Raw genomic sequence first — 25,176 nt, forward strand, 5'->3', positions numbered from 1 at the left:
AAAATAACAGTTATGGCTGATTATAAAGTAGCTGATCTGAGTCTGGCAGATTACGGAAGGAAAGAGATTTTAATTGCAGAAAAAGAAATGCCAGGTTTGATGGCACTTCGCGCAAAATATGGGGAAGAGAAACCTTTAAAAGGAGCTCGCATCATGGGTTCGTTACACATGACCATTCAAACGGCTGTGTTGATTGAAACATTGGTTGAGTTGGGTGCTGATGTGCGTTGGTGTAGTTGTAATATTTACAGTACACAGGATCATGCAGCTGCAGCTATTGCACAGGCTGGTGTACCTGTTTTTGCCTGGAAAGGTGAGACTCTAGAGGAATACTGGTGGTGTACCGAAAAGGCTTTAAACTTCGGTAATGGCCTTGGCCCTGAAATGATTGTTGATGATGGTGGTGATGCTACTTTAATGATTCACAAAGGAGTTGAAGCATTAAGCAAACCTGAAATATTAGACGCAGATTATAGCGGCGAAGGTGAGGATTTCCGCGAGTTGATGGCTTTGGTGAAACGCACATTTAATGAAGATCCTCAGCGTTGGAAAAACGTGGCTGATGGCATCAAAGGAGTTAGTGAAGAAACAACAACTGGTGTTCACCGTTTGTACCAGATGATGGAACGCGGTGAGTTATTATTCCCGGCTATTAACGTAAACGACTCGGTAACAAAGTCGAAGTTTGATAACCTATATGGATGTCGTGAAAGTTTAGCCGACGGTATCAAGCGTGGTACTGACGTGATGGTAGCCGGTAAAACGGTTGTGGTTTGCGGTTATGGTGACGTTGGTAAAGGCTGTGCGCAAAGTATGCGTGGTTTCGGTGCTCGTGTTATCGTTACTGAAATTGACCCAATCTGTGCTTTACAAGCTGCTATGGAAGGTTACGAAGTATCGACTGTTGAAGATGCCTTAGCTGAAGCAAACATTGTGGTAACAACAACTGGTAACAAGGATGTGATTACTATTGAGCACATGGCGGCTATGAAGGATCAGACTATTGTTTGTAACATTGGTCACTTCGATAATGAGATTCAGGTTGAGAAGTTGGAAAATTATCCGGGCATTAAGGAAATCAACATTAAGCCACAGGTAGACCAGTTTGAGTTCCCTGATGGACACAGCATCATCTTATTATCTCGCGGTCGCTTGGTTAACCTTGGTAATGCAACTGGTCACCCAAGTTTCGTGATGAGTAACTCATTTACTAACCAAACTTTAGCGCAAATCGAGATTTGGAAAAACGATTACGAAGTTGGTGTATACACGCTTCCAAAACACTTAGATGAGGAAGTAGCACGTTTGCATCTTGAGCAATTGGGTGTGAAATTGACTCGTTTAACAGACGAACAGGCAGAATATATTGGCATTAGTCCAGATGGGCCATATAAGCCAGAACATTACAGATACTAGAAAGTAGTTGTAGATATATACTTATAGGCCTTAAGGTTTTTAAAAACCTTAAGGCCTTTCTTATTATCGCTTTATAATCGTAAAACTAAATTTCTAATTCTTCTTCTTCGCTTTCTTCAAAACCTGCTTTAATAAAGGCTTCGGCCAGCACCAAATCAAAAGGTGTGGTAATCTTTATATTTTCGCGATTCCCTGCAACAAGATGAATGGTTTTTCCATAAGCCTCCACCACTGACGCATCATCAGTAAAAAGTGAAGTGTACTTCTGGTTATATGCCGGTAATAAGATATCGGAATGAAATACTTGTGGGGTTTGTACCAGCTTAATAGTTGAACGGTCAAGCGCTTTACTACATTCATCATCAACCTGGCGAATGGATTCAAAGGCATCAAGCACTGGGATAGCATTACCCAGTGCTTTGGCATGATGATAACAACGCTTTAAAGTGTCAGGCGAAACAAAAGGTCGCACCCCATCGTGAACACCTATAAGGGCGGGTTCTTTAATGAGTGAAAGGCCATTTTTTACACTCTCGAAGCGCGTTGAACCGCCTTTAGCTATTTGGTGATTAACTTGGAATTGATACTCTTTGCAAAGCTGCTGCCAATAGTCAATCTGACTCTCGGGTAAAACCAGTATGAGCTTTATATGAGCATCAAAATTGTGAAAGGTGTTCATCGTATGCATCAAGACAGGCAAGTCATTGATGTGTAGGAATTGCTTGGGAATAGAGCTTCCCATACGTGTGCCGCTACCGCCGGCTACAATCACTGCATAGTTTGTCATTCGTTCATGGGTCAACGTTTTTAATTTTTTCCCTGCATCAAATTTAAGGTGCTTCCACTAATATCACAAGCATTTGGTTTTAGATTTCGTCTTTTGTCTTAAGTCTTGAATCTTGATACTTTATCCATCTTATTTTGTATTTTGCATGAACATCACTTAACGCTTATAGTATGATTAACCCAATAGTTTTTGATTTTCTAAGTCAATTGAAAGCGAATAATAATCGCGATTGGTTTCACGAGAATAAAGCCTTTTATAATGAAGCTAAAGCATCTTTCGAAGCATCAATGCAGCAGTTTATTGATATCGTTCACGAGGCTGATCCAACAGTGGGCGAATTAACGCCCAAAGAATGTGTGTTCCGCATTTATCGCGATACTCGTTTTGCAAAAGATAAGACACCTTATAAAACCAATATGGGTGGATTTGTTGCCAAAGGAGGTCGCAAAAGTTTGCTGGCCGGCTATTATTTGCACGTGGAGCCAGGTGATTGCATGGTGGCTGGCGGCAGTTATTGTCCTCCATCGGATGTCTTAAAAGCCATTCGTCGTGAGATTTATAATTTTGCGGATGAGTATAAGGCCATCATTTATGATAAGGCATTTACACAGGTGTTTCCTGAAATGTACGAAGATAAATTAAAGATGGCACCCAAAGGATTTCCGAAGGATTTTGAAGACATTGAGCTACTTAAATACAAATCTTTTGCTCCCGTTCATGCAGCTACTGATGAAGAAATGATGGGGGGCAAAGCCGTGAATCATATTCGCCATATTATTCATACACTGGAGCCCCACAATACCTTTATCAACCGTGGCATCACGGCCGAGGAAGATGAAATAATATTATAGGTCAGAAGGTGTTGAGGTCGTTAGGTCATTAGAATGCATGAGTATTATTTCTAACCTCTAAAGATAAAACAAGTCATCGGCTTACAGCTGATAGCTAATAGCTTTTAAATTATGAAACTATATATTGATCCAACAGGCGGTATAGCAGGTGATATGTTTGCTGCTGCTTTAATTTCGGCTGGTGCTGATGAAAGCCAAATGCTCAACGCCATGACTTTGGCCGCTGAAAAAATTGGTAATGCGCGAATTAGTACTTCAGTAACTCACGATAAGGCCCTGCGTTTGCACATCGCTATTGAGCATCACCATGGGCATCTATCAGGGCATAAAGCCTATCATTTATTGGAAGCAATTTTTGAAGAATTAGGGATTAAAAAAGAGTATCAGGATTTCGGATTCAAGGCTTTGCAAGTGCTGGTTGAAGCCGAGATAAAGGCTCATAAAGAAAATACGTTTTTGACCGACCATATTCATGCGCATCACCATCACCACCATGATGATACAGACCATCATCATGAGCATAAAGAAGATGCCTATTTGCACGAGGCGCAAGATATCCTGATTGACATCACCGGTGCAGTTATGGGATTACAATTGTTAGGAGCTCCAACAAAAGCTAACCTGCTTGCTCCGGTTAGTTTTGGGGGCGGTCATATTACGTTTTCACATGGTCACTTACCAGTGCCGGCACCAGCAACTAAAATCATATTCGATAAACATTCTTTACCTGGTCAAATGGGGCCAATTGATAAGGAGCTGAGTACGCCTACAGGTTCAGCTATTTTAGCGGCTTTATCAGGTGAAATAGTAAGCGAACACGGTTTAGAAGTAAAGAAGGAAGGAACCTCACGAGGTGGAAAGGATTTTCCTATTCCTCCACTAAAGATACAGTTAGTATAAAAGGCAAAAATGCCTGAGCTCATCTGAACTCAGGCATTTTTTATGTCTTAACTTAATTTTTGCTTCTCGATTAAATATACACGTTACCAATTTTAATCAGCTTAGGTATATTAATCAGTTTAATTTTGCGGCCATTCAACTCAATCAATTTATCTGACTTAAACTCCGAAAGCAAGCGAATAACCGATTCTGTTGCTGTTCCTACCATGTTGGCTAACTCTTCGCGGGTAAGTGAAATCTGCAGCGTGCTGTCTTCATCCAAATCGAAGGTATCCATCAACAATAAAAGCACTTCAGCCAGGCGTTCACGAACAGTTTTCTGTGCAATATCTGTTAGGAATTTATTTGATTCTCCTAATTCCCTGCATGTTAGCTTCATTAGCGACATGGCAAATTCAGGGTTGACTTTTATTAAGCTGGTCAACACTTCAGATGGCAGATAGCACAAAACGGCATCATTGACAACTTTTGACGTGGTACAAGCTAACTCGTCACTTACAACTGATCTAAAGCCAATTAAATCACCGTCTTTGGCAAATCGGATAATTTGTTCTTTGCCATCAAAGCCGGTCTTATAAATCTTCAATATCCCTTTAATCACAACATATGCGCCATTAATACGGCTACCTTCATGGTAAAGTATATTACCACGTTTGTGAAGGGTGCAGCTCATGGACTGCGTCAAAGAGTCGAGTTCCTCTTCGGTCAAACCGCTGAAAATTTCGTACGACAGTAAATCTACCTCGTCGCTGAAAGGGACACTTTGAATATTTTTCATAACTTGACTAACAACTGAATGAATAAAAAAGTGATAAATGTCATAATTTTGGAACAAAGATATAAAAAGGTAACATATTTACATTGTGTCAAATATCTAAATATATTAATACATGAAAACATCAACAAAAATTCAATGGACAGGTAACATGTCCTGGGAGACCGAATTGTTCGGACACAAATTAGTTTTAGATGCTGGTAAGGAAAATGGCGGGGAAGATAAAGGGCCACGTCCAAAGGTACTTATGTTAACGGCCTTGGCTGGTTGTACTGGTATGGATGTCGTCTCCATTTTAAAAAAGATGCGTGTGGAAGTAGAAGATATACAGATAATTGTAGAGGGTGATATGACAGAGGAACATCCTAAGTATTACGAAAAGATGCACGTGATTTATCAATTTAAGGGAAAAGATTTACCAATGGATAAATTGGAAAAAGCAGTGAACTTGTCAGAGGAAAAATACTGCGGTGTTTCGGCTCTATACAAAAAAGCTATACCCGTTACAACTGAAATACAAGTTATCGAATAGTTTAAAAAATGTTATTAAACATCAAAACTATTGGTATTAAACTATCATTAACAAAGAAAACCCTGCTCATTGTGAACAGGGTTTTCTGATATATGTCATGTTGTTTACTACTATTGACCGGCCGACTTAAATTGGTCGAGGAATCGCTTATCGTTTTCAAAGAACAGGCGAATATCTTTTATCTGGTATTTTAACATGGTGATACGCTCAATACCCATGCCAAAAGCAAAACCAGTGTATTCGTTGCTATCGATGTTGCTGGCTTCAAGTACTGCCGGATCGACCATACCACAACCCAAAATCTCTACCCAGCCTGTGTATTTACACACGTTACATCCTTTTCCACCACAAAGTGAGCACGAGATATCCATCTCTGCCGATGGCTCGGTAAATGGGAAATAAGACGGACGCAAACGAATCTTGGTATCGGCACCAAATAACTCTTTTGAGAAATATAATAAAGTCTGCTTTAAGTCAGCAAATGATACATTTTTATCGATGTATAATCCTTCAACCTGGTGGAAGATACAGTGTGCACGAGCTGAAATAGCTTCGTTACGGAACACACGACCAGGGAAAATTGAACGGATTGGAGGTTGTTGCTTTTCCATTACACGCACTTGCACCGATGAGGTGTGTGTGCGTAACAATACATCCGGATTAGTGGCAATAAAGAACGTATCCTGCATATCGCGAGCAGGGTGCTCTGGCGGGAAGTTCAATGCTTCAAACACGTGGTGGTCATCTTCAATCTCCGGTCCGTCAGATACCGTAAAGCCAAGGCGTGAAAATATCTCAACAATCTCGTTCTTGACAATCGATAATGGGTGGCGGCTTCCTAATTCAAATGAGGTACCTGGTAAGGTTAAATCAGCTCCAACTTCACCTTGCCCATTGGAAGCAAACCCTTCTTTTAGCTCGTTGATTTTGTCTAGTGCCTGTGTTTTCAGCACATTCAACACTTTACCAACTTCACGCTTTTGCTCGTTAGGAATTGTTTTAAACTCATCAAATAGCTGAGAAACCAAACCCTTTTTGCTCAAATACTTAATTCTCAATTGCTCAGCCTCTTCAGCCGATGAAGCTGCCAGGCTTTTTATCTCTTCAACTAGTTGATTAATTCTATCTAACATGATTGTTTAATTACTTTAATATAGCGACTTGCAAAATTAATAAAACGATTGGTATGACAGATGATTATTGAGATTCTTTTTAAAATTCAACCGATGGCGATTAGATTATTTTGTTAGTCATCAGTTGAATAGGCTATTTCTTAATTATCTCAATGGTGTGAATGCGTATGTCATCCACCGGACGATCAACCGAATAGGTTTTAACAGCTGCCATGCGGTCCACTACATCCATGCCTTTGGTTACCCAGCCAAACACTGTGTAATCGCCATCGAGATAGGGTGCACCACCAATCGTTGTGTAGGCTTTGCGTTGTGCGGCTGTGTATTTAATACCTTTTTCAGTTTCCAAATCGTTTAATTCGGTATTGTTGAAGATACGACCGGCAACAATATAGAATTGGGAGCCATCGCTGCGGTTGTGTCGGTTGCGATCTTCAGGTAGTTTGGAGGCAGCTATCATCCCACGTTTGTGAAAGAGGTCGGGTTGAATGTTCATTTTCAATGTGTAACCCGGACCTTGCCAACCAACAACGTCATCTTTTTTGGCGTATTTAGTATCGGCCGCCCCTGTTTGAACCAGAAAATCTTTTATCACACGATGTACCAAAAGGCTATCGTAAAAGTGGTCGCTCACCAGCTTGATAAAGTTATCACGGTACTTAGGTGTTTTGTCAGAAAGGGCTATTTCGATATTGCCCATCGTAGTTTTAATACGAAAGCCTGCGACTTTAGTGTGCGAGATATACACCTTGTTGCTTTTGTTTCGCAAGTCGTAAATTGATTTCGGTGTTTTCTCCTGCTGAATTAGCAATTGCTTAATCCATTTTGATTCCAAAATGCGTTTTTGGCCGTCTTGTTCCTGCACCAACCCTGCCAGACGATGACTGTTAGCGAACACAGGTTTACCCGGTTTGAAATCGCCTTCATAATTTTTAAACGATAAGCTGTCATTATAACTTAACTCAGCGCAAACATCATTGTAAACGTATAGCTTTCTGTTTTTACGATAGAGCTGATAAACGGAGTCGGCTTTGAAAGTCGCCTCGTCTAAACGCAGGTAATTTAAATTGCGTCGGGCGACTTTAAGTAAGACCAAATCCAGATTAATATCATAAGCTACAAAGCCTTGTACCAGTGAGAAGTCTTCTAAATCCATTGGAGAAGCTTTGACCTTAGCGGCACCTTGTATAAAACTCAGATTGGTTACAACTAGGTTCGGAGCCACATAAAAGCCGTAGCTATCTTCGAGGCGACGGGTGTAATGGTCAAACGTTCGGAGGCTGACGATGCTTTTAACATTGTCCTTATAAGAGCCTTTAAAGGTATCAACCGTTTGTTTGTTTTGGCTCGATTTGTTATGGCAGCTTATCAGCACAAATATGATTGTAATGTAGAAAAGCGTTTTTGGCATCATGCAAATATCTTGTGTCTTAAATCTTGAGTTTTGATATTATTGAGTTACTATACTCACTTTAATCTTCACATCGGTGCGTGGACGGTTGTGCTTATCAACAGGCAAAGCGGCAATTTTATTGATGACGCTCAGGCCTTCCACAACTTCGCCAAATACAGTGTAATCGCCATCTAACTCAGGTGTGCCACCAATAGTCGAATAAACCTGACGTTGTTGCTCGGTAAATTCTACTTTATCAGAGATGCTGTAGTGAAAGTTAATCTTGTCTTTTATTTCGCGCAAGAGTTTATTAAATGCTTTAGGGTCTTCTTTTTTTAAACGGGCCAGTTCTTCTTTATGGGGCAGATAATATTGTTTCTTCAGTTCAATTTTGATGGGGTTATTTGTGGCTTTCTCTATCATATCCAGTTCTTCGTTGGAGTACTTTCGTCCCTGTACCACATAAAACTGCGAAATATCCGACATCTTAAAGTGGTTAACCTCTTCGGGCTGGCGCGGTGCGCATATAGCTCCTTTCTTATGGTAACAGTTGTCGTGGTACTCGGCGTCAATGTTGATGGCTTTACCATATCCAATGGCCCGACCCGGTGCTGCATTACGCGAATCGGAAGAACCTCCCTGAATCACAAAGCCTTTAACAACCCTGTAAAACAAGGTGCCATCAAAGTGCTTTTCCTCAACCAATTTTAAAAAGTTATCACGGTGATTGGGTGTTTCGTTGTAAAGCTTCACCTTCATCGTGCCCATGTTTGTTGAAATGTTGACATAGTAAACTGGTTCTTGCGCCATCGCCGTCGAACCAATAAGAAGACTTAAAAGGAGGAATACTACTTTTTGCATTGGTAAAATTGTTTTTGGAATTGCAAGATAGTTAATAGTTAGTGAGTTTCCTGAAGGAGAGGCTTTGAAACAAAAAATCCGGTAGTGACTATGTTACTACCGGATATATTTTAGATGTTTTCTAAATCTAATTCAGCACCTTTACTTTGATGATATACACATCTTCGCGTGGGCGATCGGCTTGTCCCGTTTCAACACCGGCAATCGCATCAATCACTTCCAATCCTTCCACAACTTCGCCAAATACAGTGTAGTTATCGTCTAAGTGTGGTACACCGCCAATAGTGCTGTACACTTCTTTTAGCTCTTCAGGAATGGTCTGTTTTGGCTCATTGGCTAGTTTTTTCTCTACTTCTTCTTCAATCAGCACGCGCATGTCCATAAAGGTCTTTTGGTCACCAGTCTGCTGAATTGCTTGTAAAGTATCTTTATATTCTTCCAGTGTTTTATAGAAAAGTTGCTGACGTTTCATGTCTTCGTAACGCTTTTCAATCGAGGCAAAACCTTCATCGTTATAGGTTTTACCTTGCACGATGTAGAATTGCGAACCCGATGACTTTCGTTCGGGGTTAACGTTGTCGCCTGTACGAGCTGCTGCTAATGCTCCTTTTTTATGGAAAAGTGTTGGGTAGTTAATCTCGGCAGGGATTTGATAACCCGGGCCTCCATTGCCAAGCATTTTTGCAGGTTCAGCACCCCTCGATTCGGGGTCGCCTCCCTGAATCATAAATTCATTAATCACCCGGTGAAACAACAATGAATCGTAGAAACCTTGTTCGGCCAGCTTCACAAAGTTATCACGGTGTTGAGGTGTTTCATCATATAATTTAATTTTCATGTCACCTTTTGATGTTTCCATCAATAATAGGATGCCTTCTTTGGGTTGGGTACTACAAGCCGAAAGCAAAACAAGGGCCACGGCCATGGATAATAAATACTTCATCGTTTTATTTATTAGTTGTCATTATGCGAATTCAACGGTTTTAAAATAGTCAATCAACCCTTTTTTAATGAGTTGATTCTGAAATGAGGGCATCATGGATTTTAGTTTGCGTGATGCTTCAAAGATGGGAAAGCCTTCGGCATCAATGCCAGTTTCTTTAATATAACCTTGTCGAACCAGAATGCGACATCGTGCTACATTAATTAAATCCATCTTTTCGGTCTTTGAAAATTCTCTTAATCCCCAGCCCATTTCCTGTATGCCTGTTACAAACAGGATAAATTCGTATTCTGCACTGACTTTAAAGTGTTTGCTCACTTTCAGTACCAGTTTATCCCATTCTTGTTCAAACTCTTCTGCTGTCATTTCTGCCATGTTTCAAAATTAATCAATCACTTGTAATGCACAAGTTGTTTGGTAAGCAAACAGCGTAATTAATAAATGGTTGATTTTTTTACTATTATGTGTAACTTCTTAAAGAATTTGAGCGTCCTATTTTTCAGAGGCTGTTAAAGCCCTATTAAAAGATTGTTATACCCAAAAATATGCTATGATGAAATTTAAAAAAATGAGTTCATTAATTGTGATGTCGACTTTGGTGTTGTTGTCATGTGTTCAGGCCCAGGATGTTATTGATAAGGTTGATGAGACCTATAATAATGTGACAGCGGTTGAAGTTGAAGGCTCTTTTTGTTCGGTAAATATTGTTGGAGGAAACGGCAATGACGTTCATTTTACCGGCGAAGTAATTGGTTCAAATAAATACGATATTAAAATACGCCATAATATGAGCGGTGGTACTTTGCGTGTTTGGATTGATCGTCCTAATAGTTTGCGAAATGTAAAAGGTAAATTGGAATTTAGTGTGCCAAGCAATACGAATATTGATGTTGATAACTCGAGTGGTAGTGTTAGCGTGAGCGATATTGGTCAGGTGGTGGTGAAGCTGGAAGCTTCGAGCGGAAGCGTCCGTGCCATGAATATTGATTCAAATATTACGGCCCAGGCCTCATCAGGCAGTATTTCATTAAGTGATATTTCAGGAGACGCTCGCGCAACGACTTCATCGGGAAGTCAGCGCCACGAAGGCATTGGTGGTAGCCTGAAAGCTAAAGCTTCATCGGGTAGTATAAAAGTAAATGAGGTGAAAGGTGAAGCGGAAGTAACCACCTCTTCAGGAAGCCAATCCATCCATACTATTGGTTCTAATTTGTATGCACAGGCTTCATCCGGTAGTATTAAAATTAATGATGTAAGAGGTGATGTGCGTGGTGCAACATCATCAGGTGGTATGAGTTTAAACGGTGTAACAGGTGCACTTAACTTGTCGACAACAAGTGGTAGTCAACGTGGTACTAATATCAAGTTAACTGGTAATTCAAACTTTAAATCCTCATCGGGCAGTGTGTCAATGGATTTGACGAACGATACCGAAGAGTTGAGCTTTGCATTAAAAGCGTCTTCAGGAAGTTTGAATGCTAAAGGTAGTAGCGGACGCAAAAATCTGGTTATTGATCGTGGTCCTATTAAAATTACCGGTAACAGTAGTTCAGGTAGTCAGTCGTACAGATAAAGAAACGGTTCTTTCACCGGGTGGAGTTTCTTGGGAAGGTTTGTCCGGTGATTTTTAAAATAAAAACCGCTTAGCGATTCGTTCACTAAGCGGTTATTTTTTATCTGAATATTCTATTTATAGAATGCTATCAATGGCTTCAACAGGCCGGCCAATAACAGCTTTATCGCCATTAATAACTACCGGACGTTCAATCAAGCGCGGATTCTCCACCATGGCCAAAATCCATTCCTCATCCGATAATTCTTTATCAGCTAATTCCTCTTTGTAATCCGCTTCGTTTTTACGAACAAGTTCTAAAGGGCGGATACCCAGCTTTTCAATAACGGTTGTTAGTTCATCTGGTGTTAACGGGTCGTCAAGGTATTTGATAATTTCAAACTCTACGCCTTTTTCTTCAAGCAAAGTGACACCTGCTCTACTTTTTGAGCATCTTGGATTATGTAATATTTTAATCATATTATTTAGTTTTTAGCTGTTAGAGACCAGAAGCTAGTCTATTATTACTTTCATTGCAAATTACATCGTTTTTTACAAACATCGTAATTTATTATTCCCCCATCGCCTAACGGCACAGCCCCAAGGGGAAGCTGTGGTTCGGTTGCAATAGTTCTCCCCTTGGGGAGATACCCGAAGGGAGAGGGGGATGTATTAAAAAACTTCCTGACCCCCAAATTCCATCAGGTAAGCTTTGATAAAGCCATCGATGTCGCCATCCATCACCGCCTGTACATTGGATGTTTCGTGATTGGTGCGCACGTCTTTAACCAATTTGTATGGCTGCATCACATACGAACGAATTTGCGAGCCCCATTCAATCTTCTTTTTCTGCGACTCCACTTTATTCTGCTCTTCCAGCTTTTTGCGCAGCTCAATCTCATATAATTGTGATTTAAGCAGGCGCATGGCATTTTCCTTGTTGCCCAGCTGCGAGCGCGACTCAGTGTTTTCAATCACAATGCCCGACGGGGCATGTCGTAAGCGAACACCCGTTTCTACCTTGTTCACATTCTGACCACCGGCACCGCCCGATCGGAATGTCTCCCAGGTGATATCACTGGGGTTGATGTCGATGTCGATGGAATCATCAATCAAAGGGATAACAAAAACAGAGGTGAAGGACGTCATTCGCTTGTTGGCTGCATTAAACGGCGATAGTCGCACCAAACGGTGCACACCATTCTCACTCTTCAGGTAGCCATAGGCAAAGTCACCTTCGAACTGAAGGCTAACGGTTTTGATACCGGCATCGTCGCCCGGCTGATAGTTAACCTCTTTCATCTTGTAACCATGCGACTCGCCCCAACGGATGTACATGCGCATCAACATCTCTGCCCAGTCCTGACTCTCGGTTCCACCAGCACCGGCATTAATTTTGAGCACAGCTCCCATCTTATCTTCCTCGCGACGCAACATGTTCTTAAGCTCCAGGCTTTCAATAAGCTCTGAGGTTAAGCGATGCTGTTCATCCACATCTTCGGCATCGGCTTCACCGGCTTTGTGGAAATCAAACAGAACCTGCAAATCTTCAACGGCTGAAGCCACTTCTTCGTAGTCATTCACCCAGCTTTTAAGCTCGCGCAGCTTTTTCATTTGTTGCTCGGCTTTTTTGGCATCGTCCCAGAAGTCGGGAGCCTGCGAGCGCATTTCTTCTTCTTCTATCTCAACCTTTTTTCGGTCGATGTCAAAGATACCTCCTTAACGCTAACTCGCGTCCTGCTAAATCCTTAAGTATTTCTTGTGTAATCATTGTCTATAATTAAGGACGTAAAGGTAGTAATAGTTTGCCAAATTGAGGACGGAAGACGGAGGACGGAAGTTGATTGTGGAATGGTAGAACTGAGAAATTGAAGAACTGTTGAATTGAAAACCGAAAAGCACAAAAACCTAAACCTCTTACCGTCCATACACATTACGCTTCACATTTTTGCAATAGCGCGAGATGTATTTAAAGGCATCGTAGTTACCCAGCTTACCTGCTCTTTCCCAGTCGTAGCATGCTTTTTGGTGGAGGCCTAAATTGTAGTGAGCAACACCGCGGTTAAACCAGGCGTGTACATCTTTTATGTCTTTTTCGATGGCCCGGTCGTAGTCCTGAATAGCGGGAAGGTAATCCTGGTTGGAGAAATAGATGGTGCCTCGTATGGAGTATATCCCTGATTGGTCAGGATCGAGATAAATGGTTTTATTAATATCGTCTAAAGTAGCTTCCTCGTCCGATGAATGTTGCATTCGTAAACGTGCCCGTTCGTAGTAGGCAACGGCCAGTAAGGAATCGGCATCGATGGCACTCGAATACCAGTTGAAAGCTGTTTTGACATCTTTGTCCTTTTCAAAGTTCAATAAAGCCAATTGACAGATTGCCGGTGCAAAATCAACCTTTTTATCCAAACACAGGTTTAAATTAATGCGGGCCTCCTCATTCTTAGCCTGGCTCATGTTGAAGAGTGCCTTGAAATAATATTGCAGAAACCCATCGGGGTTTAGGTCGTAACAAATATTCATGTCTTCACGACTGCCTACCATATTTTGGTAATGAAAACGTGCGTAGCCTCTCAGGCAATGAGCGACATCATCTTCCGGGTGCTTTTTAATGTATTTACTTAAATTTTTAGCCGCCTCAATGTATTGCAGACTTATAATATTAAGAATCGACTGGCTGAGGTAGGAGTCCAGGTATTCGCGCTTATTCTGATAATGGCTTATTTCCTTAACCGGAATATTAATATTTACCCAATTGGAGTCGTTAAGCAGATAAGTATTATACAGAACTTTATGCATGCCGTTGCGCGAAACATTGATGATGCCACACAGCTGACCGCTGCGGTTGATGGCCGGTGCGCCTGCTGAATTAATAAAATAGCTGCCATCAACCAATCCGGTGCGCGACAGATAGGGGAAGTAACTTAAATCGTTAACCGGGCCAATGGTCATGCCATCGTCCGACTCGATGGGGTGGGTAAAAAACAGTAATTCTTCATTTTGTTTGAACGACTGTTTGGCCGGCAATAAAAAGCTAAAGGTTTTTTGTCGGTTTTGTTCCACCTTAATCAATGCCAGATTGCTTTGCGGATGGATAGAAACGATTCGCTGCACCTCAAATGTTTTACCGTTGCGCGTGGTGATAACAGCCGAATCGGCTTTCTCAAAAATATGACCCATGGTAATGCCGAGTCCATCACTACTCAAAAAGAAGCCCGAAGCCCTGCCTGTCATCAGGTCGGCACTGTTGTAGGTGCGGGTTTCAAACACAGCCTTTTCTGTTGAATTAATGATTTCAACAATGGATTGCCCTTGCGCCATCAAGGGCAAAGCAATTATGAACAGGACTGATATGAGTTTGGCAATTGTCATAGGCTTACGGTTACAATAGCTCAAAAATAACAAAATTAGGGGGTAATGGTTGTGTATTATTGAATGGGAATAGATTAAATACGATTATAAATTGATGAATGGCCGAGCATAAGGATGTAAAGAACAGGGAAATCGCTTTTTAGCCATTTTAACCACCTCCCCACTTCGTGGTACTCCTCCTTCAAAAGGAGGAGAGTGATGCAATCTCGTCCCCTTCCTGACAAAGTCGGGACAAGCTCTGAATTTAAGGAGGGGTGCCGACAGGCGGGGTGGTATATTTGTTTTTAAAAGCGATTCCCCTGATGTTAAGAAACATAATCATTGTATTTTCAAATATTAAAATTAAATTAGTGTCTTGTTTAACTAAAAAACAAGTAATATGATCAAATCGATTGCCCTAACTCGCCTGCAATTAGGCGAAACCCACAACCTTGGAGCTCGCATAATGCAGCTTATTGACAACAATGCCCTAACAACGCCCGGCTTCGAACAGGTAAGTACTCCCTTTACCCCCCCCCGCTCCCGCGCGAATCCTTTCGCGTGGTAAACGATAAATAATAAACAAGGCTGCATTAAAAAGTGCAGCTTTGTTTATATTTGGTTCTATGAGCCGTAACTATAAGTTCCATAATCCAGAAGGTGTCTATTTTGTTAGCTTTGCAGTGGTAGAGTGGTTAGATGTATTTACTCGAAATGAATACAAAAATATACTGCTTGATAGTTTGGAGTTTTGTCAGAGAAACAAAGGAATGGAACTATTTGCCTGGTGCATAATGACCAATCATGTTCATTTGATATTTAGAAGTATTAATGGTCAGAAACCGGAGTTGTTGTTAGGCGATTTTAAACGTTTTACCAGCAATGAGATTATTAAAGCGATAAAAATTAATCCAAGAGAAAGCCGTAAAGAATGGTTGGTAGAACAATTTGCGAAAGCAGCATTAAAATCATCAAATGTTAATCATTATCAGTTTTGGCGGCATGATAATAAGCCAATTGAATTGTGGAGCAATAAAGTAATAAATGAGAAAATAAGTTATATCCATAATAATCCAGTTGAAGAAGGTTTAGTTTTCCGTCCTGAGGATTATGTATACAGTAGTGCACTGGATTATAGCGGAGAAAAAGGCTTGTTGGATGTGATTGTTAGTAAATAATGGCACCACGCGAAAGGATTCGCGCGGCAGCATGGGGGATTAGGACTTAGCTTTTATCAAGAAATGTGTAAATTATTAAAGTATGACAGAAGGAACACTATTCTTGGCCTTAGGGGTTTTTATTATCACGAGTTATTTTATAAAGTTTATATTAAAAGAACATGGACAGGATATTAGTTTGTTTAATGACCACCACAAAGACCCGGTTGCTTTTTTAAGGTTATTAGGAACTGGTATATCTTGGAAGAGAAGAATTATGTATATATCAATTTTATGTGTGTATATAGTCTCTTTTATTGCGTTCTTAGTAGGTGTTCTGAATAGAATTTCTAGTCAGTAATTACAAAAAGAAGCCCCCGCTAGCGCAGATTTGTAATCTGTGCTAAGTATATAAATTAATAGGCACGGATTGTAAATTCGCGCAAGCATATGGGATTCGCGCGGCAGCATAGGGAAAGTTGAATTATATGAACCAGGAAATATATAATATGCGATTTAAAAGGACTTTTATTATATTATCATTAAATGTTTTCATGAGTGTAGGGATTCATTGTCAAAATAAGACTAGTGTAAATGAAGACATTATTAGGAATTTTTATAAGAAATATTGTATAGCGTTTGACCAAGAATATAATCAAATTGATAGTTTAAGGAAATCAATTTGTACTGAGAATCTTTATAACACTTTTGATAGTTTAGAATATGATCCGTTCCTTAATTCTCAAGATATAACTAACTCTATGATTAACTCACTGCAAGTAGAGCAAAGTGAGAATAATGTTAATCAAATTATTGTGAGTTATAATACTCCGTATAGAGTAAAACCTGTAAAGATATATCTTCATGTTAGCTACTTTAATGGAGTGCTGAAGGTAGTATCGATAAAATACGAGGTTTAAATAGTCACCCGCTAGCGCAGATTTGTAATCTGTGCTAAGTATATAAATAATCTAACAGGCACTAATTGGAATTAGACATAGAATCTTAGTGGTAAAACGATTGATTTTTCCAATTTCACTCGCACGTGCCATACTTCATAATGCTAGAATGCCTAATTGCTAAAAAATATCGTAATTTTGGTGATTCAGCACTTAACCATTAATGAAAACGATTGTTAGGTAGTTGAAAACCACCTTTACTGCTCAATTGAGTTGAAGTAAAACAAAACCATAAAAAAGTAACCACATTTTCAATTGATTTAATATCATGACGCAAACGGAATTGTTGTATAAAGTCATTAAGGAGCGTGTACTGTTGCTCGACGGTGCTATGGGTAGCCTTATTCAGACCTATAAATTGGAGGAAGAAGATTACAGGGGTGAGCGCTTTAAAGATTATCATATGCCCATTAAGGGGAATAACGATATCCTGTCGATAACGCAGCCACACATTATTAAAGAGATTCACGCCAAGTACCTGGAGGCTGGTTCCGACATTATCGAGACCAATACTTTTAACGCCACCTCTATCTCGCAGGCCGATTACGATATGCAGGCCGCTGTTTGGGACATCAATTTTGAGTCGGCTAAGATTGCCAAAGAAGTAGCGCAGGAATATACAGCTCTTACACCTGATAAACCCCGCTTTGTTTGTGGTTCCATCGGGCCCTTGAATAAAGCACTGTCTTTATCGCCCGATGTCAATAACCCGGGTTACCGTGCCACTACTTTCGATGAGGTGAAGGAAGCATATAAAGAGCAGGTTACCGCCTTGATTAAAGGAGGTGCTGATTTGCTGATGATCGAAACAGTGTTTGATACCTTGAATGCTAAGGCAGCTTTGATGGCCATTGATGAGGTACTAAACGAGCTGGGTGTTAAAATGCCGATTATGGTGTCAGGTACCATTACCGATGCCAGTGGTCGTACCCTGTCGGGACAAACGCTGCAGGCTTTTATCGATTCCATCTCACACATGGACATTTTGAGTATTGGTCTCAACTGCTCGTTGGGCGCCAAAGAGCTGGAGCCTTATGTAACCGAGTTATCAAAGAATGCGCCATTCTATATCAGTACACACCCCAACGCCGGTTTACCTAACCAGTTTGGAGAGTACGACCAAACACCCGACGAGATGTCGAAGCTGGTGGGCGAATGGATGGCCGATGGTAAAGTGAATATTATTGGTGGTTGCTGTGGAACCACACCCGAGCATATTGCAGCTATGGCTAAAGTGGCGCAAAGCTACAACGGTCATATAAAAACTCAGCCTTCCGACATCACCCATTTAAGTGGATTGGAGTCCTTACAAATGCGAAAGGACGCCAATTTTGTGAATATAGGCGAGCGTTGTAACGTGGCTGGCTCACGCAAGTTCTTGCGGTTAATCAAAGAAAAGAAATACGAAGAGGCGGTCGATATTGCCCGTCACCAGGTAGAGAATGGTGCCCAGATAGTGGATGTCAACATGGATGATGCCATGTTAGATGCCAAAGAGGAGATGGTGACCTTCCTTAATATGTTGATGTCCGACCCGGATGTGTCAAAAGTTCCGGTTATGGTCGATTCATCAAAGTTTGACGTCATCGAAGCCGGGTTAAAATGTCTGCAAGGTAAGTCGGTGGTGAACAGTATCAGCCTGAAAGAAGGCGAGGATCTGTTCTTAGAGCATGCCCGCACTTTGAAGAAATATGGGGCAGCTGTTGTAGTGATGGCTTTCGACGAAAAAGGACAAGCCGATAGCTTTGAGCGTCGTAAAGAAATTTGCGGACGTGCCTATAAGCTACTGACCGAAAAAGTGAACTTCCCGCCACAGGACATTATTTTCGACCCTAACGTGTTGGCCATTGCCACAGGTATTGAAGAGCACAACAACTATGCGGTCGATTTTATCAATACCTGTACCTGGATAAAAGCCAATTTGCCACATGCGCACATTAGTGGTGGTATCAGTAACCTGTCATTCTCGTTCCGTGGTAATAATGTGGTGCGCGAGGCCATTCATTCGGTGTTCTTGTACTATGCCATTCAGCAAGGGCTGGACATGGGTATTGTTAACCCTGCTATGCTGCAGGTGTACGATGATATACCTAAAGAATTGCTGACTTATGTTGAAGATGTGGTACTCAACAAACGTGACGATGCCACAGACCGATTGGTGGAATATGCCGAGACCATAAAAAACACACAGCAAGAAGAGGTAGAAGCTCAGGTAGCCGCCTGGCGCGAAGGAACACTGGAAGAGCGCTTGAGCCATTGCTTAGTTAAGGGTATCAGCGATTACTTGGATGTGGATTTAGCCGAAGCGCTTGAGAAATATCCTACTGCCCTCGAAATTATTGAACAGCCACTGATGAGCGGCATGAACGTAGTTGGGGAGCTATTTGGAAGCGGAAAAATGTTTTTGCCACAGGTGGTTAAAACAGCGCGTGTAATGAAAAAGGCGGTGGCTATCCTGCAACCAATCATCGAGAAAGAAAAAGCCGAAGGTGGAGGCTCAGGTAGTAATGGTAAAATACTAATGGCTACCGTAAAAGGTGATGTGCACGATATTGGTAAAAACATTGTGAGCGTTATCCTGGGCTGTAACAACTATCAGGTGATTGACCTGGGTGTGATGGTGCCCACCGAAGAAATCTTGAAAAAGGCCATAGAGCACGGTGTCGATATCATCGGGCTTAGTGGATTGATTACTCCATCACTCGAAGAAATGGTGACCGTGGCCAAAGAGATGAAGCGCAGTGGTTTTAATATTCCGCTGATGATTGGTGGGGCTACGACATCAAAGATTCATACAGCTGTTAAGATAGAGCCTGAGTACGATAATCCGGTGGTGCATGTGAAGGATGCTTCAAAAAGTGCACAGGTGGTGAGTGCCTTGCTATCAGCAAAAGAGAAAGCTAATTTTGTAAGCGGTTTAAAAGCTGAATACGAAGGCTTGCGTGAGCGTAACTCTGCTAAGAAGACGATTACTCTTTTGCCTATCGAAGAGGCGCGTGCTAAAAAGCACCAGATTGACTGGAGCAATACAATTCTGCCCTTGCCTGCCGAAGTTGGTGTGCGCGTATTAGAAGATTACCCAATTAGTGAAATTCGTAAGTTTATCGACTGGACCTTCTTCTACCAGGCTTGGAAACTGACAGGTAACTACAACGATATGGAGTCGGTAGTTGATGAAGCTTCAAAGGCTAAATGGTTAGAGCGTTTCCGCACTGAAGAAGCGAAAGCAAAAGCCGAAGAAGCATTGAAACTGTACAAAGATTCAATGGCTATGCTCGATCGTATTGAGAAGGAACACATGCTGCAAGCCAATGCGGTGTTTGGTATTTTCCCGGCTCATAGTGTGGGCGACGATATTGAAGTCTATACCGATGAATCGCGTGAGCATCTTTTAGCAACTTTCCATCATTTGCGTGAGCAGCAAGACAAGCCGGGTAAGGAAACCTTCCATTGCCTGAGCGATTACGTGGCACCGAAAGAAAGCGGACGATTTGATCATGTGGGTGGTTTTGCTGTTACAGCTGGTATCGGTATCGAAAAGTGGATTGAGCAATTTGAAGCCGACCACGATGATTATAGCAGCATTCTGCTAAAGTCACTGGCCGACCGCTTGGCTGAGGCTTTTGCCGAGTTGCTGCATTACCGCATTCGAACCGAGTTTTGGGGCTATGCACCAGATGAGGAAATCAATCATGATAATCTGATTCGCGAGCGTTATCGTGGTATCCGACCAGCATTAGGTTATCCCGCATGTCCCGACCATAGTGAGAAACGCACTTTGTTTGACCTGTTGTCGGCTGAAGATAATGCCGGCATCACGCTAACAGAGCATTTTAGCATGTATCCGAATGCGTCGGTGAGTGGTATTTACCTGGCGCATCCTGATGCGATTTACTTTGGATTGGGTAAGATTGGTGAAGACCAGGTGAAAGATGTAGCCAAACGTAAAGGCACAAGCGTGGAAGATGTGGAGAAATGGATTCCACTTAACCTGAATTATAAGTAAAAAAATGTTGATTTGTTTATTTGCGGAGTTGCTAAATTGAAATGGGCATTTCACAAATAAGCAAATCAACACACTAACAAATTGACAATAAAATGACCGTTGCTGAGTTAATCAAATCCTCCTCAAAAACCGGGTTCTCCTTTGAGTTGTTACCGCCTTTAAAAGGTAATAGCATCGATAAAGTGTTTAATACCATTGAGCAGCTCAAAGAGTTTAATCCGCTCTATATCAATATTACTTCGCATCGTGATGAGATGCAATACAAAGACACGGCCAATGGCTTGTATGAGCGAAAAGTCATTCGTAAGCGTCCGGGTACGGTGGCTGTCGCTGCGTCTATTCAGCATAGTTATGGTATCAAGGTTGTACCACACATTATTTGTAGTGGTTTTACCAAGAGTGAAACAGAATATGCTTTGATTGATCTTAATTTCTTAGGTATACACGATGTATTATTGTTGCGAGGCGATAATGCTAATAAATCACGTTTTGCTTCTGTCACTGACGAAGGCAACCAGTATGCTTTGGATTTGGTTCATCAGGTGAATGAGCTTAATACCGGACAGTTTTTGGATGGTACTTTGCTCGATGCTTTCGATACACCTTTTAGCTATGGTGTTGCTGGTTATCCAGAGAAGCATGAGGAGGCACCAAATATGGATTCGGATTTACATTGGTTAAAACAGAAGGTTGATGCCGGAGCCGAATATGTGGTGACTCAGATGTTTTTTGATAATGCCAAATACTTTGATTTTGTAAAAAGAGCACGGGATCTGGGCATTAATGTGCCAATAGTGCCGGGTTTAAAGCCTATTACCTTGATGAATCAACTGACGGTGCTGCCTAAGATATTTCATGTGGATATTCCTGAAGATTTTGCAAAAGAAATCAGGAAGTGTAAGAATAATGATGAGGTGAAGCAGGTTGGGGTTGAATGGTGCATTCAGCAAGCCAAAGACCTGATGACACATAATGTACCGATCCTTCATTTTTATACCATGATGGCCACTAATAGTACACGCAAAGTGGCTGAGGCTATTTATTAAGACATTGTGCAAAGTGCACCGCGCATAACGCACTTTGCACTTTCTTTAATTCCAAATCCACCATTCCATTTTAAAACCAAAATAGTGACCAAATCGCCGGTTTCCAACAACTTGAAGATACGGGGAGTATAAGGCCTCACTGGCAAAATCATTATAATAGGCAAAAGACGCTACAAAGCGTAATTCAGGACGTGCCCAAAAACCTTTTTCACCTGTTGGGCAGATGGTTGGCGCTAAACTTAGCTTAGTAACACTTGCCCATGGATTGTCACCGTCTTTACGTTGAGAATAGTGCAAATCGGTGAGCAACTTAAAGTAATTACTAAACGCATATGAATTACGCGCTCCAATGGCAAAATCAACTTTTTTGTTGAATGGCACTGTTTTACCATAATAGCTGGGTGCTTCACCATTTGTATCTGCAGCACCTTTGCTATTTGTATAAATCAAGTAAGCACTGGTGCTAGTATTTTCATTGTGTTTTATAAATAAATCATTGACAATGGAAACAGAATAGGCCTTACGGAAGTTTTTATTCTCCAGATTAGGTGCGCCAAAGGTTAAGTGTGTGTTCGACAGACCGCCATCGCCACCATTCGCTATTCCTTTGCCCAGTCGGGCTGCAAATTGGTTGGTAACACCACCAAACAGGTCAATGTCCGACTTTAGACGCCCTCCAATGACATAGCCATAGTCTCTCGGATAATCTATTTCATCCGGTAATTCTTCTGCATCCTCTTCATCTTGAGCCGCACTCATAAAGTGGATCTCGGATAACGCGGTTAAGGTATTTTGCTCATTCAGATGAAAATCATATTCAAAAAAGACTTTAACCCGCTGTCGAAGTTCTGCCGAAGCAGTTCCGGTAGCAATATTGATGTAGAAATATGGTGGGTATGTAGTAGTTGTATCTGTTGAGGCGATAAATAGCCCTCCGAAGCGCATTTTTTTATACTCGAAACCAACACCTTGACCAGAATGGTCATTAAAGTAAAAGTGATCGGCAATGTGTATGTCGGTGCCACGATATAGACGAGCGCCTATCCAGATTGTCCATCCAGAACCTCCAATATTTTCCGCTTCTGCAAATAGCTCTGGCATCACTAAAGTTAAATTTGAGGCTGTGGAAGTATAAGCAATATGTGTTAAGTCCTTTGAGAATGCTGATAAACGCATTTGGACATGTATGTTGGTTGGGTTATTGTCGCCAACAGGTTTAAAATGAAAAGCGGGAACGAGCTCCATATAATCCTGTTCTTCCATGCGTCCTCCTATGGAGCCCATGTTATTAAGGTTGAGTCGCCGACCTATAGAACCACTGTTTTCTGCAGACCAGTCAACGCCTGCTCGACCATAAGAACCTAATGAGAAGCTTTTGTTTGTAATGCGTTCGTAGGCTATTTGTGCTGAGGAAGTAAAAGATAATAAGCACAGTACAAAAACTGAAATGGATTTTATTTTCATGGAATTAGGTTTTTGGTTGATAAATATAATTAAAACTAAATTGAATATAAATAGTGTTTTTTTAATAGTTAAAAAACGATGAATGGTTGACACGCGTCTTTCTACGACCTTATATTGGTTTCTTAAACCTTAAAAAAAATGAAAGTATTTGTCTTGGTTATTCTTTATTACCTGGCTTCTTGTGGAACTCATTCGCAGCAATATATAGCCAATTACCAGGTTGCTAAAGAAACTGTTATTCGAAGTATTCCTGTTCAGTATATTGATAAAGCCCGACAAGATTTTGTGATTGCTTACCAGCACACATCGCACGGAACGCATGTGACATATGGGCTTTTTGGCCTTCAGGATTATAAGATTGGCGACCGGCAATTGTTTGCTGTAAGCCGAAATAGCGAAGAAACCAATATGTTGGCTTTATATGATTATGCCATTGAAGCCTATGCTGCTCCCGGTGACGACGCTACTGACTTAAGCAGTAAGCAAGAAACGGCCTTTGTGCAGGCTACACGTAATTTTTTAGATGATCCGGTTAACGCTAGTGTTAATGTAGTGATGTGGAGTTGGTGTAATATTGAAGATCATGATGTGTCAGGTAATTATTTGCCAGGCATGCAAACGCTTATTAATGAATATGGATCTGGAGGAACTAAAATTGGTAGCGGGGAAGGGCAACGATCAAAGTCGGTACACTTTATTTTTATGACGGGTCATGCCAACCTTGATAATAACATTGGTGACGGTAAACCTAAAAATCAAGCTGATTTGATTACTAATTATTGCCAGTTGAAGGGTTATTATTGTCTTGATTATTATAGTATTGACAGCTATTGCATGAAGGATATTTATTACGAAGATGCTGGTGATGATGGTGATTCGAGACTTTATGGCGGAAATTACTACCATGATTTTGAGAATGCTTCCATATTAGGACAAGATTATTATGAGAATAAATTAATACCGGATGGTGAAGTTGAGTATGGTTCACATACAACCCAGCATATTACTTCTAATCGAAAGGCTTATGCCATGTGGTGGATTTTGGCGCGTTTGGCAGGTTGGGATGGTATAACAACCGCTGTTGGTGACGAAACAAAACAAATTGAACTCGAGTTTGATGTAACCCATCAGCGATTAATGCTAGATGAATCCTTAACAGGACGCTCACAGTTATTTATTTATAATTTAACAGGTCAATGCATTTCTCAGCAGCTTGTGTCTGATTCTCATATGTCAGTTCGTTATTTACCCAATGGATTATATATTGTTTCTCTGGCAGTTGACGGAAAGACCTTTGTGAAAAAAATAGTTGTTCAGAATTAAGTAATACCAAATTAATAAACGGTATAAGATTACTTCTTCTTTGTGTATACCAGATTTATATGCGGCCAATTGTGTACATTCGCTTTAAACTTAAAACTCAGGTATGAAATTAATTAAGAAGAGTAGACTATTGGTAATTATACTGCTAATAGGTTTTGGATGTCAATCGCCCACAAAACAGTCACAATCTGAAAATACGGTCACGCCGGAAAGTGCCGAGCAGGCAATTGCCAAGCCAGCTATCAATATGGCTGAGTATTTCGAGGCAGCATTAAACGGAAATATTGATTTGGTACAAAAGGCTATTGATAGTGGTGTTGATATTGAAGCCCGAAACGAAAATGGGTACACTGCCCTAATGTTGTCCGGTTATAATGGTCATCATCATATTATCAAATTGCTATTGGAACATAAACCAAATATTGACGCTGTTGATGGCTTAAATCGTACTGCTCTGATGTTTGCATCTACCGGACCATTTGAAGCGGCTGTTGAAGTGTTAATTAAGGCAGGTGCCAATGTAAATGCCATCGATAGCCATGAAAACTGGACACCAGTTATGTTTGCCGCTGGTGAGGGGCAGCTTGGAGTGATAAAGCTCTTAGTGGCTAACGGAGCAGATTTAAACAAGGTGGATATTGATGGTGAATCAGCTCTTGATTTTGCTCAAACAAACGGGCATACTGAGGCGGCCAAATACATTCAATCGCAATTAAAGTAATGG

21 protein-coding genes are annotated in these 25,176 nt (G+C 41.1%); 10 read left to right on the forward strand and 11 right to left on the reverse strand.

Annotated elements, in window-relative coordinates:
- Window positions 1-12: 12 nt before the first annotated feature.
- Complete coding sequence (gene ahcY / locus J1N10_RS04100) at window positions 13-1,416, forward strand: adenosylhomocysteinase (RefSeq protein ID WP_262325404.1); 1,404 nt, start codon at window positions 13-15, stop codon at window positions 1,414-1,416.
- 85 nt (window positions 1,417-1,501) lie between these two features.
- On the opposite strand, the gene J1N10_RS04105 is transcribed toward ahcY, so the two are convergent.
- On the reverse strand, window positions 1,502-2,203 hold the full coding sequence (locus tag J1N10_RS04105) for a 2-C-methyl-D-erythritol 4-phosphate cytidylyltransferase (RefSeq protein WP_262325405.1): 702 nt from the start codon (window positions 2,201-2,203) through the stop codon (window positions 1,502-1,504).
- Between the two features lie 170 nt (window positions 2,204-2,373).
- Here J1N10_RS04105 and J1N10_RS04110 point away from each other — a divergent pair, with 170 nt between their 5' ends.
- Window positions 2,374-3,054, forward strand: coding sequence for a DUF2461 domain-containing protein (locus J1N10_RS04110; RefSeq protein ID WP_262325406.1), 681 nt, complete (start codon window positions 2,374-2,376; stop codon window positions 3,052-3,054).
- 111 nt (window positions 3,055-3,165) lie between these two features.
- Window positions 3,166-3,954, forward strand: a complete 789-nt coding sequence (locus tag J1N10_RS04115) for a LarC family nickel insertion protein (RefSeq protein WP_262325407.1) — start codon at window positions 3,166-3,168, stop codon at window positions 3,952-3,954.
- Between the two features lie 70 nt (window positions 3,955-4,024).
- Here the strand turns inward: J1N10_RS04115 and J1N10_RS04120 are convergent, their stop codons facing one another.
- Window positions 4,025-4,732 (reverse strand): Crp/Fnr family transcriptional regulator, encoded by a 708-nt coding sequence (locus tag J1N10_RS04120; protein WP_212192049.1) that lies wholly within the window; start codon window positions 4,730-4,732, stop codon window positions 4,025-4,027.
- Between the two features lie 112 nt (window positions 4,733-4,844).
- Here J1N10_RS04120 and J1N10_RS04125 point away from each other — a divergent pair, with 112 nt between their 5' ends.
- Window positions 4,845-5,261, forward strand: a complete 417-nt coding sequence (locus tag J1N10_RS04125) for an OsmC family protein (RefSeq protein ID WP_262325408.1) — start codon at window positions 4,845-4,847, stop codon at window positions 5,259-5,261.
- Window positions 5,262-5,371: 110 nt separating this feature from the next.
- Here the strand turns inward: J1N10_RS04125 and pheS are convergent, their stop codons facing one another.
- The 5 genes from pheS to J1N10_RS04150 form a co-directional block, all read right to left on the reverse strand.
- Window positions 5,372-6,394 (reverse strand): phenylalanine--tRNA ligase subunit alpha, encoded by a 1,023-nt coding sequence (gene pheS / locus J1N10_RS04130; RefSeq protein ID WP_262325409.1) that lies wholly within the window; start codon window positions 6,392-6,394, stop codon window positions 5,372-5,374.
- A gap of 133 nt (window positions 6,395-6,527) precedes the next feature.
- Window positions 6,528-7,808 carry a peptidylprolyl isomerase gene (locus J1N10_RS04135; RefSeq protein WP_262325410.1) on the reverse strand — a complete coding sequence of 427 codons (1,281 nt, stop codon included), beginning with the start codon at window positions 7,806-7,808 and terminating at the stop codon, window positions 6,528-6,530.
- Window positions 7,809-7,844: 36 nt separating this feature from the next.
- Entirely contained in the window at window positions 7,845-8,648 is an 804-nt protein-coding gene (locus J1N10_RS04140; RefSeq protein WP_262325411.1) for a peptidylprolyl isomerase, read from the reverse strand.
- Between the two features lie 127 nt (window positions 8,649-8,775).
- Complete coding sequence (locus J1N10_RS04145; RefSeq protein ID WP_262325412.1) at window positions 8,776-9,591, reverse strand: peptidylprolyl isomerase; 816 nt, start codon at window positions 9,589-9,591, stop codon at window positions 8,776-8,778.
- A 21-nt stretch (window positions 9,592-9,612) separates the two neighbouring features.
- The gene (locus J1N10_RS04150; RefSeq protein WP_262325413.1) at window positions 9,613-9,966 is read right to left on the reverse strand and encodes a hypothetical protein; all 354 of its coding nucleotides are present in this window, start codon (window positions 9,964-9,966) and stop codon (window positions 9,613-9,615) included.
- A gap of 193 nt (window positions 9,967-10,159) precedes the next feature.
- On the opposite strand from J1N10_RS04150, the gene J1N10_RS04155 reads away from it, so the two are divergent.
- Complete coding sequence (locus J1N10_RS04155; protein ID WP_262325414.1) at window positions 10,160-11,164, forward strand: DUF4097 domain-containing protein; 1,005 nt, start codon at window positions 10,160-10,162, stop codon at window positions 11,162-11,164.
- 117 nt (window positions 11,165-11,281) lie between these two features.
- Here the strand turns inward: J1N10_RS04155 and arsC are convergent, their stop codons facing one another.
- The 3 genes from arsC to J1N10_RS04170 form a co-directional block, all read right to left on the reverse strand.
- On the reverse strand, window positions 11,282-11,623 hold the full coding sequence (gene arsC / locus J1N10_RS04160; RefSeq protein WP_262325415.1) for an arsenate reductase (glutaredoxin): 342 nt from the start codon (window positions 11,621-11,623) through the stop codon (window positions 11,282-11,284).
- Between the two features lie 192 nt (window positions 11,624-11,815).
- Window positions 11,816-12,914 (reverse strand): peptide chain release factor 2 gene (prfB, locus tag J1N10_RS04165; RefSeq protein WP_262325416.1). Its coding sequence is split into 2 segments (ribosomal slippage): window positions 11,816-12,850 and window positions 12,852-12,914, totalling 1,098 coding nucleotides; the frame shifts between segments, so codons are not numbered across the junction.
- A gap of 146 nt (window positions 12,915-13,060) precedes the next feature.
- The gene (locus J1N10_RS04170) at window positions 13,061-14,518 is read right to left on the reverse strand and encodes a trypsin-like peptidase domain-containing protein (RefSeq protein WP_262325417.1); all 1,458 of its coding nucleotides are present in this window, start codon (window positions 14,516-14,518) and stop codon (window positions 13,061-13,063) included.
- Between the two features lie 605 nt (window positions 14,519-15,123).
- Here J1N10_RS04170 and J1N10_RS04175 point away from each other — a divergent pair.
- The 3 genes from J1N10_RS04175 to metF all read left to right on the forward strand — a co-directional run bounded on the left by J1N10_RS04175 (window position 15,124) and on the right by metF (window position 21,665).
- Entirely contained in the window at window positions 15,124-15,675 is a 552-nt protein-coding gene (locus tag J1N10_RS04175) for an REP-associated tyrosine transposase (RefSeq protein WP_262325418.1), read from the forward strand.
- A 1,206-nt stretch (window positions 15,676-16,881) separates the two neighbouring features.
- Window positions 16,882-20,619 carry a methionine synthase gene (metH, locus tag J1N10_RS04180; protein ID WP_262325419.1) on the forward strand — a complete coding sequence of 1,246 codons (3,738 nt, stop codon included), beginning with the start codon at window positions 16,882-16,884 and terminating at the stop codon, window positions 20,617-20,619.
- A 92-nt stretch (window positions 20,620-20,711) separates the two neighbouring features.
- Complete coding sequence (gene metF / locus J1N10_RS04185; protein WP_262325420.1) at window positions 20,712-21,665, forward strand: methylenetetrahydrofolate reductase [NAD(P)H]; 954 nt, start codon at window positions 20,712-20,714, stop codon at window positions 21,663-21,665.
- Between the two features lie 45 nt (window positions 21,666-21,710).
- On the opposite strand, the gene J1N10_RS04190 is transcribed toward metF, so the two are convergent.
- A complete protein-coding gene (locus tag J1N10_RS04190; protein ID WP_262325421.1) occupies window positions 21,711-23,129 on the reverse strand; it encodes a carbohydrate porin in 1,419 nt (472 codons plus the stop codon).
- 138 nt (window positions 23,130-23,267) lie between these two features.
- Here J1N10_RS04190 and J1N10_RS04195 point away from each other — a divergent pair, with 138 nt between their 5' ends.
- Both J1N10_RS04195 and J1N10_RS04200 read left to right on the forward strand, forming a co-directional pair.
- A complete protein-coding gene (locus tag J1N10_RS04195; protein WP_262325422.1) occupies window positions 23,268-24,452 on the forward strand; it encodes a T9SS type A sorting domain-containing protein in 1,185 nt (394 codons plus the stop codon).
- A 103-nt stretch (window positions 24,453-24,555) separates the two neighbouring features.
- On the forward strand, window positions 24,556-25,173 hold the full coding sequence (locus J1N10_RS04200; RefSeq protein WP_262325423.1) for an ankyrin repeat domain-containing protein: 618 nt from the start codon (window positions 24,556-24,558) through the stop codon (window positions 25,171-25,173).
- Window positions 25,174-25,176: the final 3 nt, after the last annotated feature.

Source organism: Carboxylicivirga litoralis (assembly GCF_025499605.1).
In the GTDB taxonomy this organism is placed as follows: Bacteria; Bacteroidota; Bacteroidia; order Bacteroidales; family Marinilabiliaceae; genus Carboxylicivirga; species Carboxylicivirga litoralis.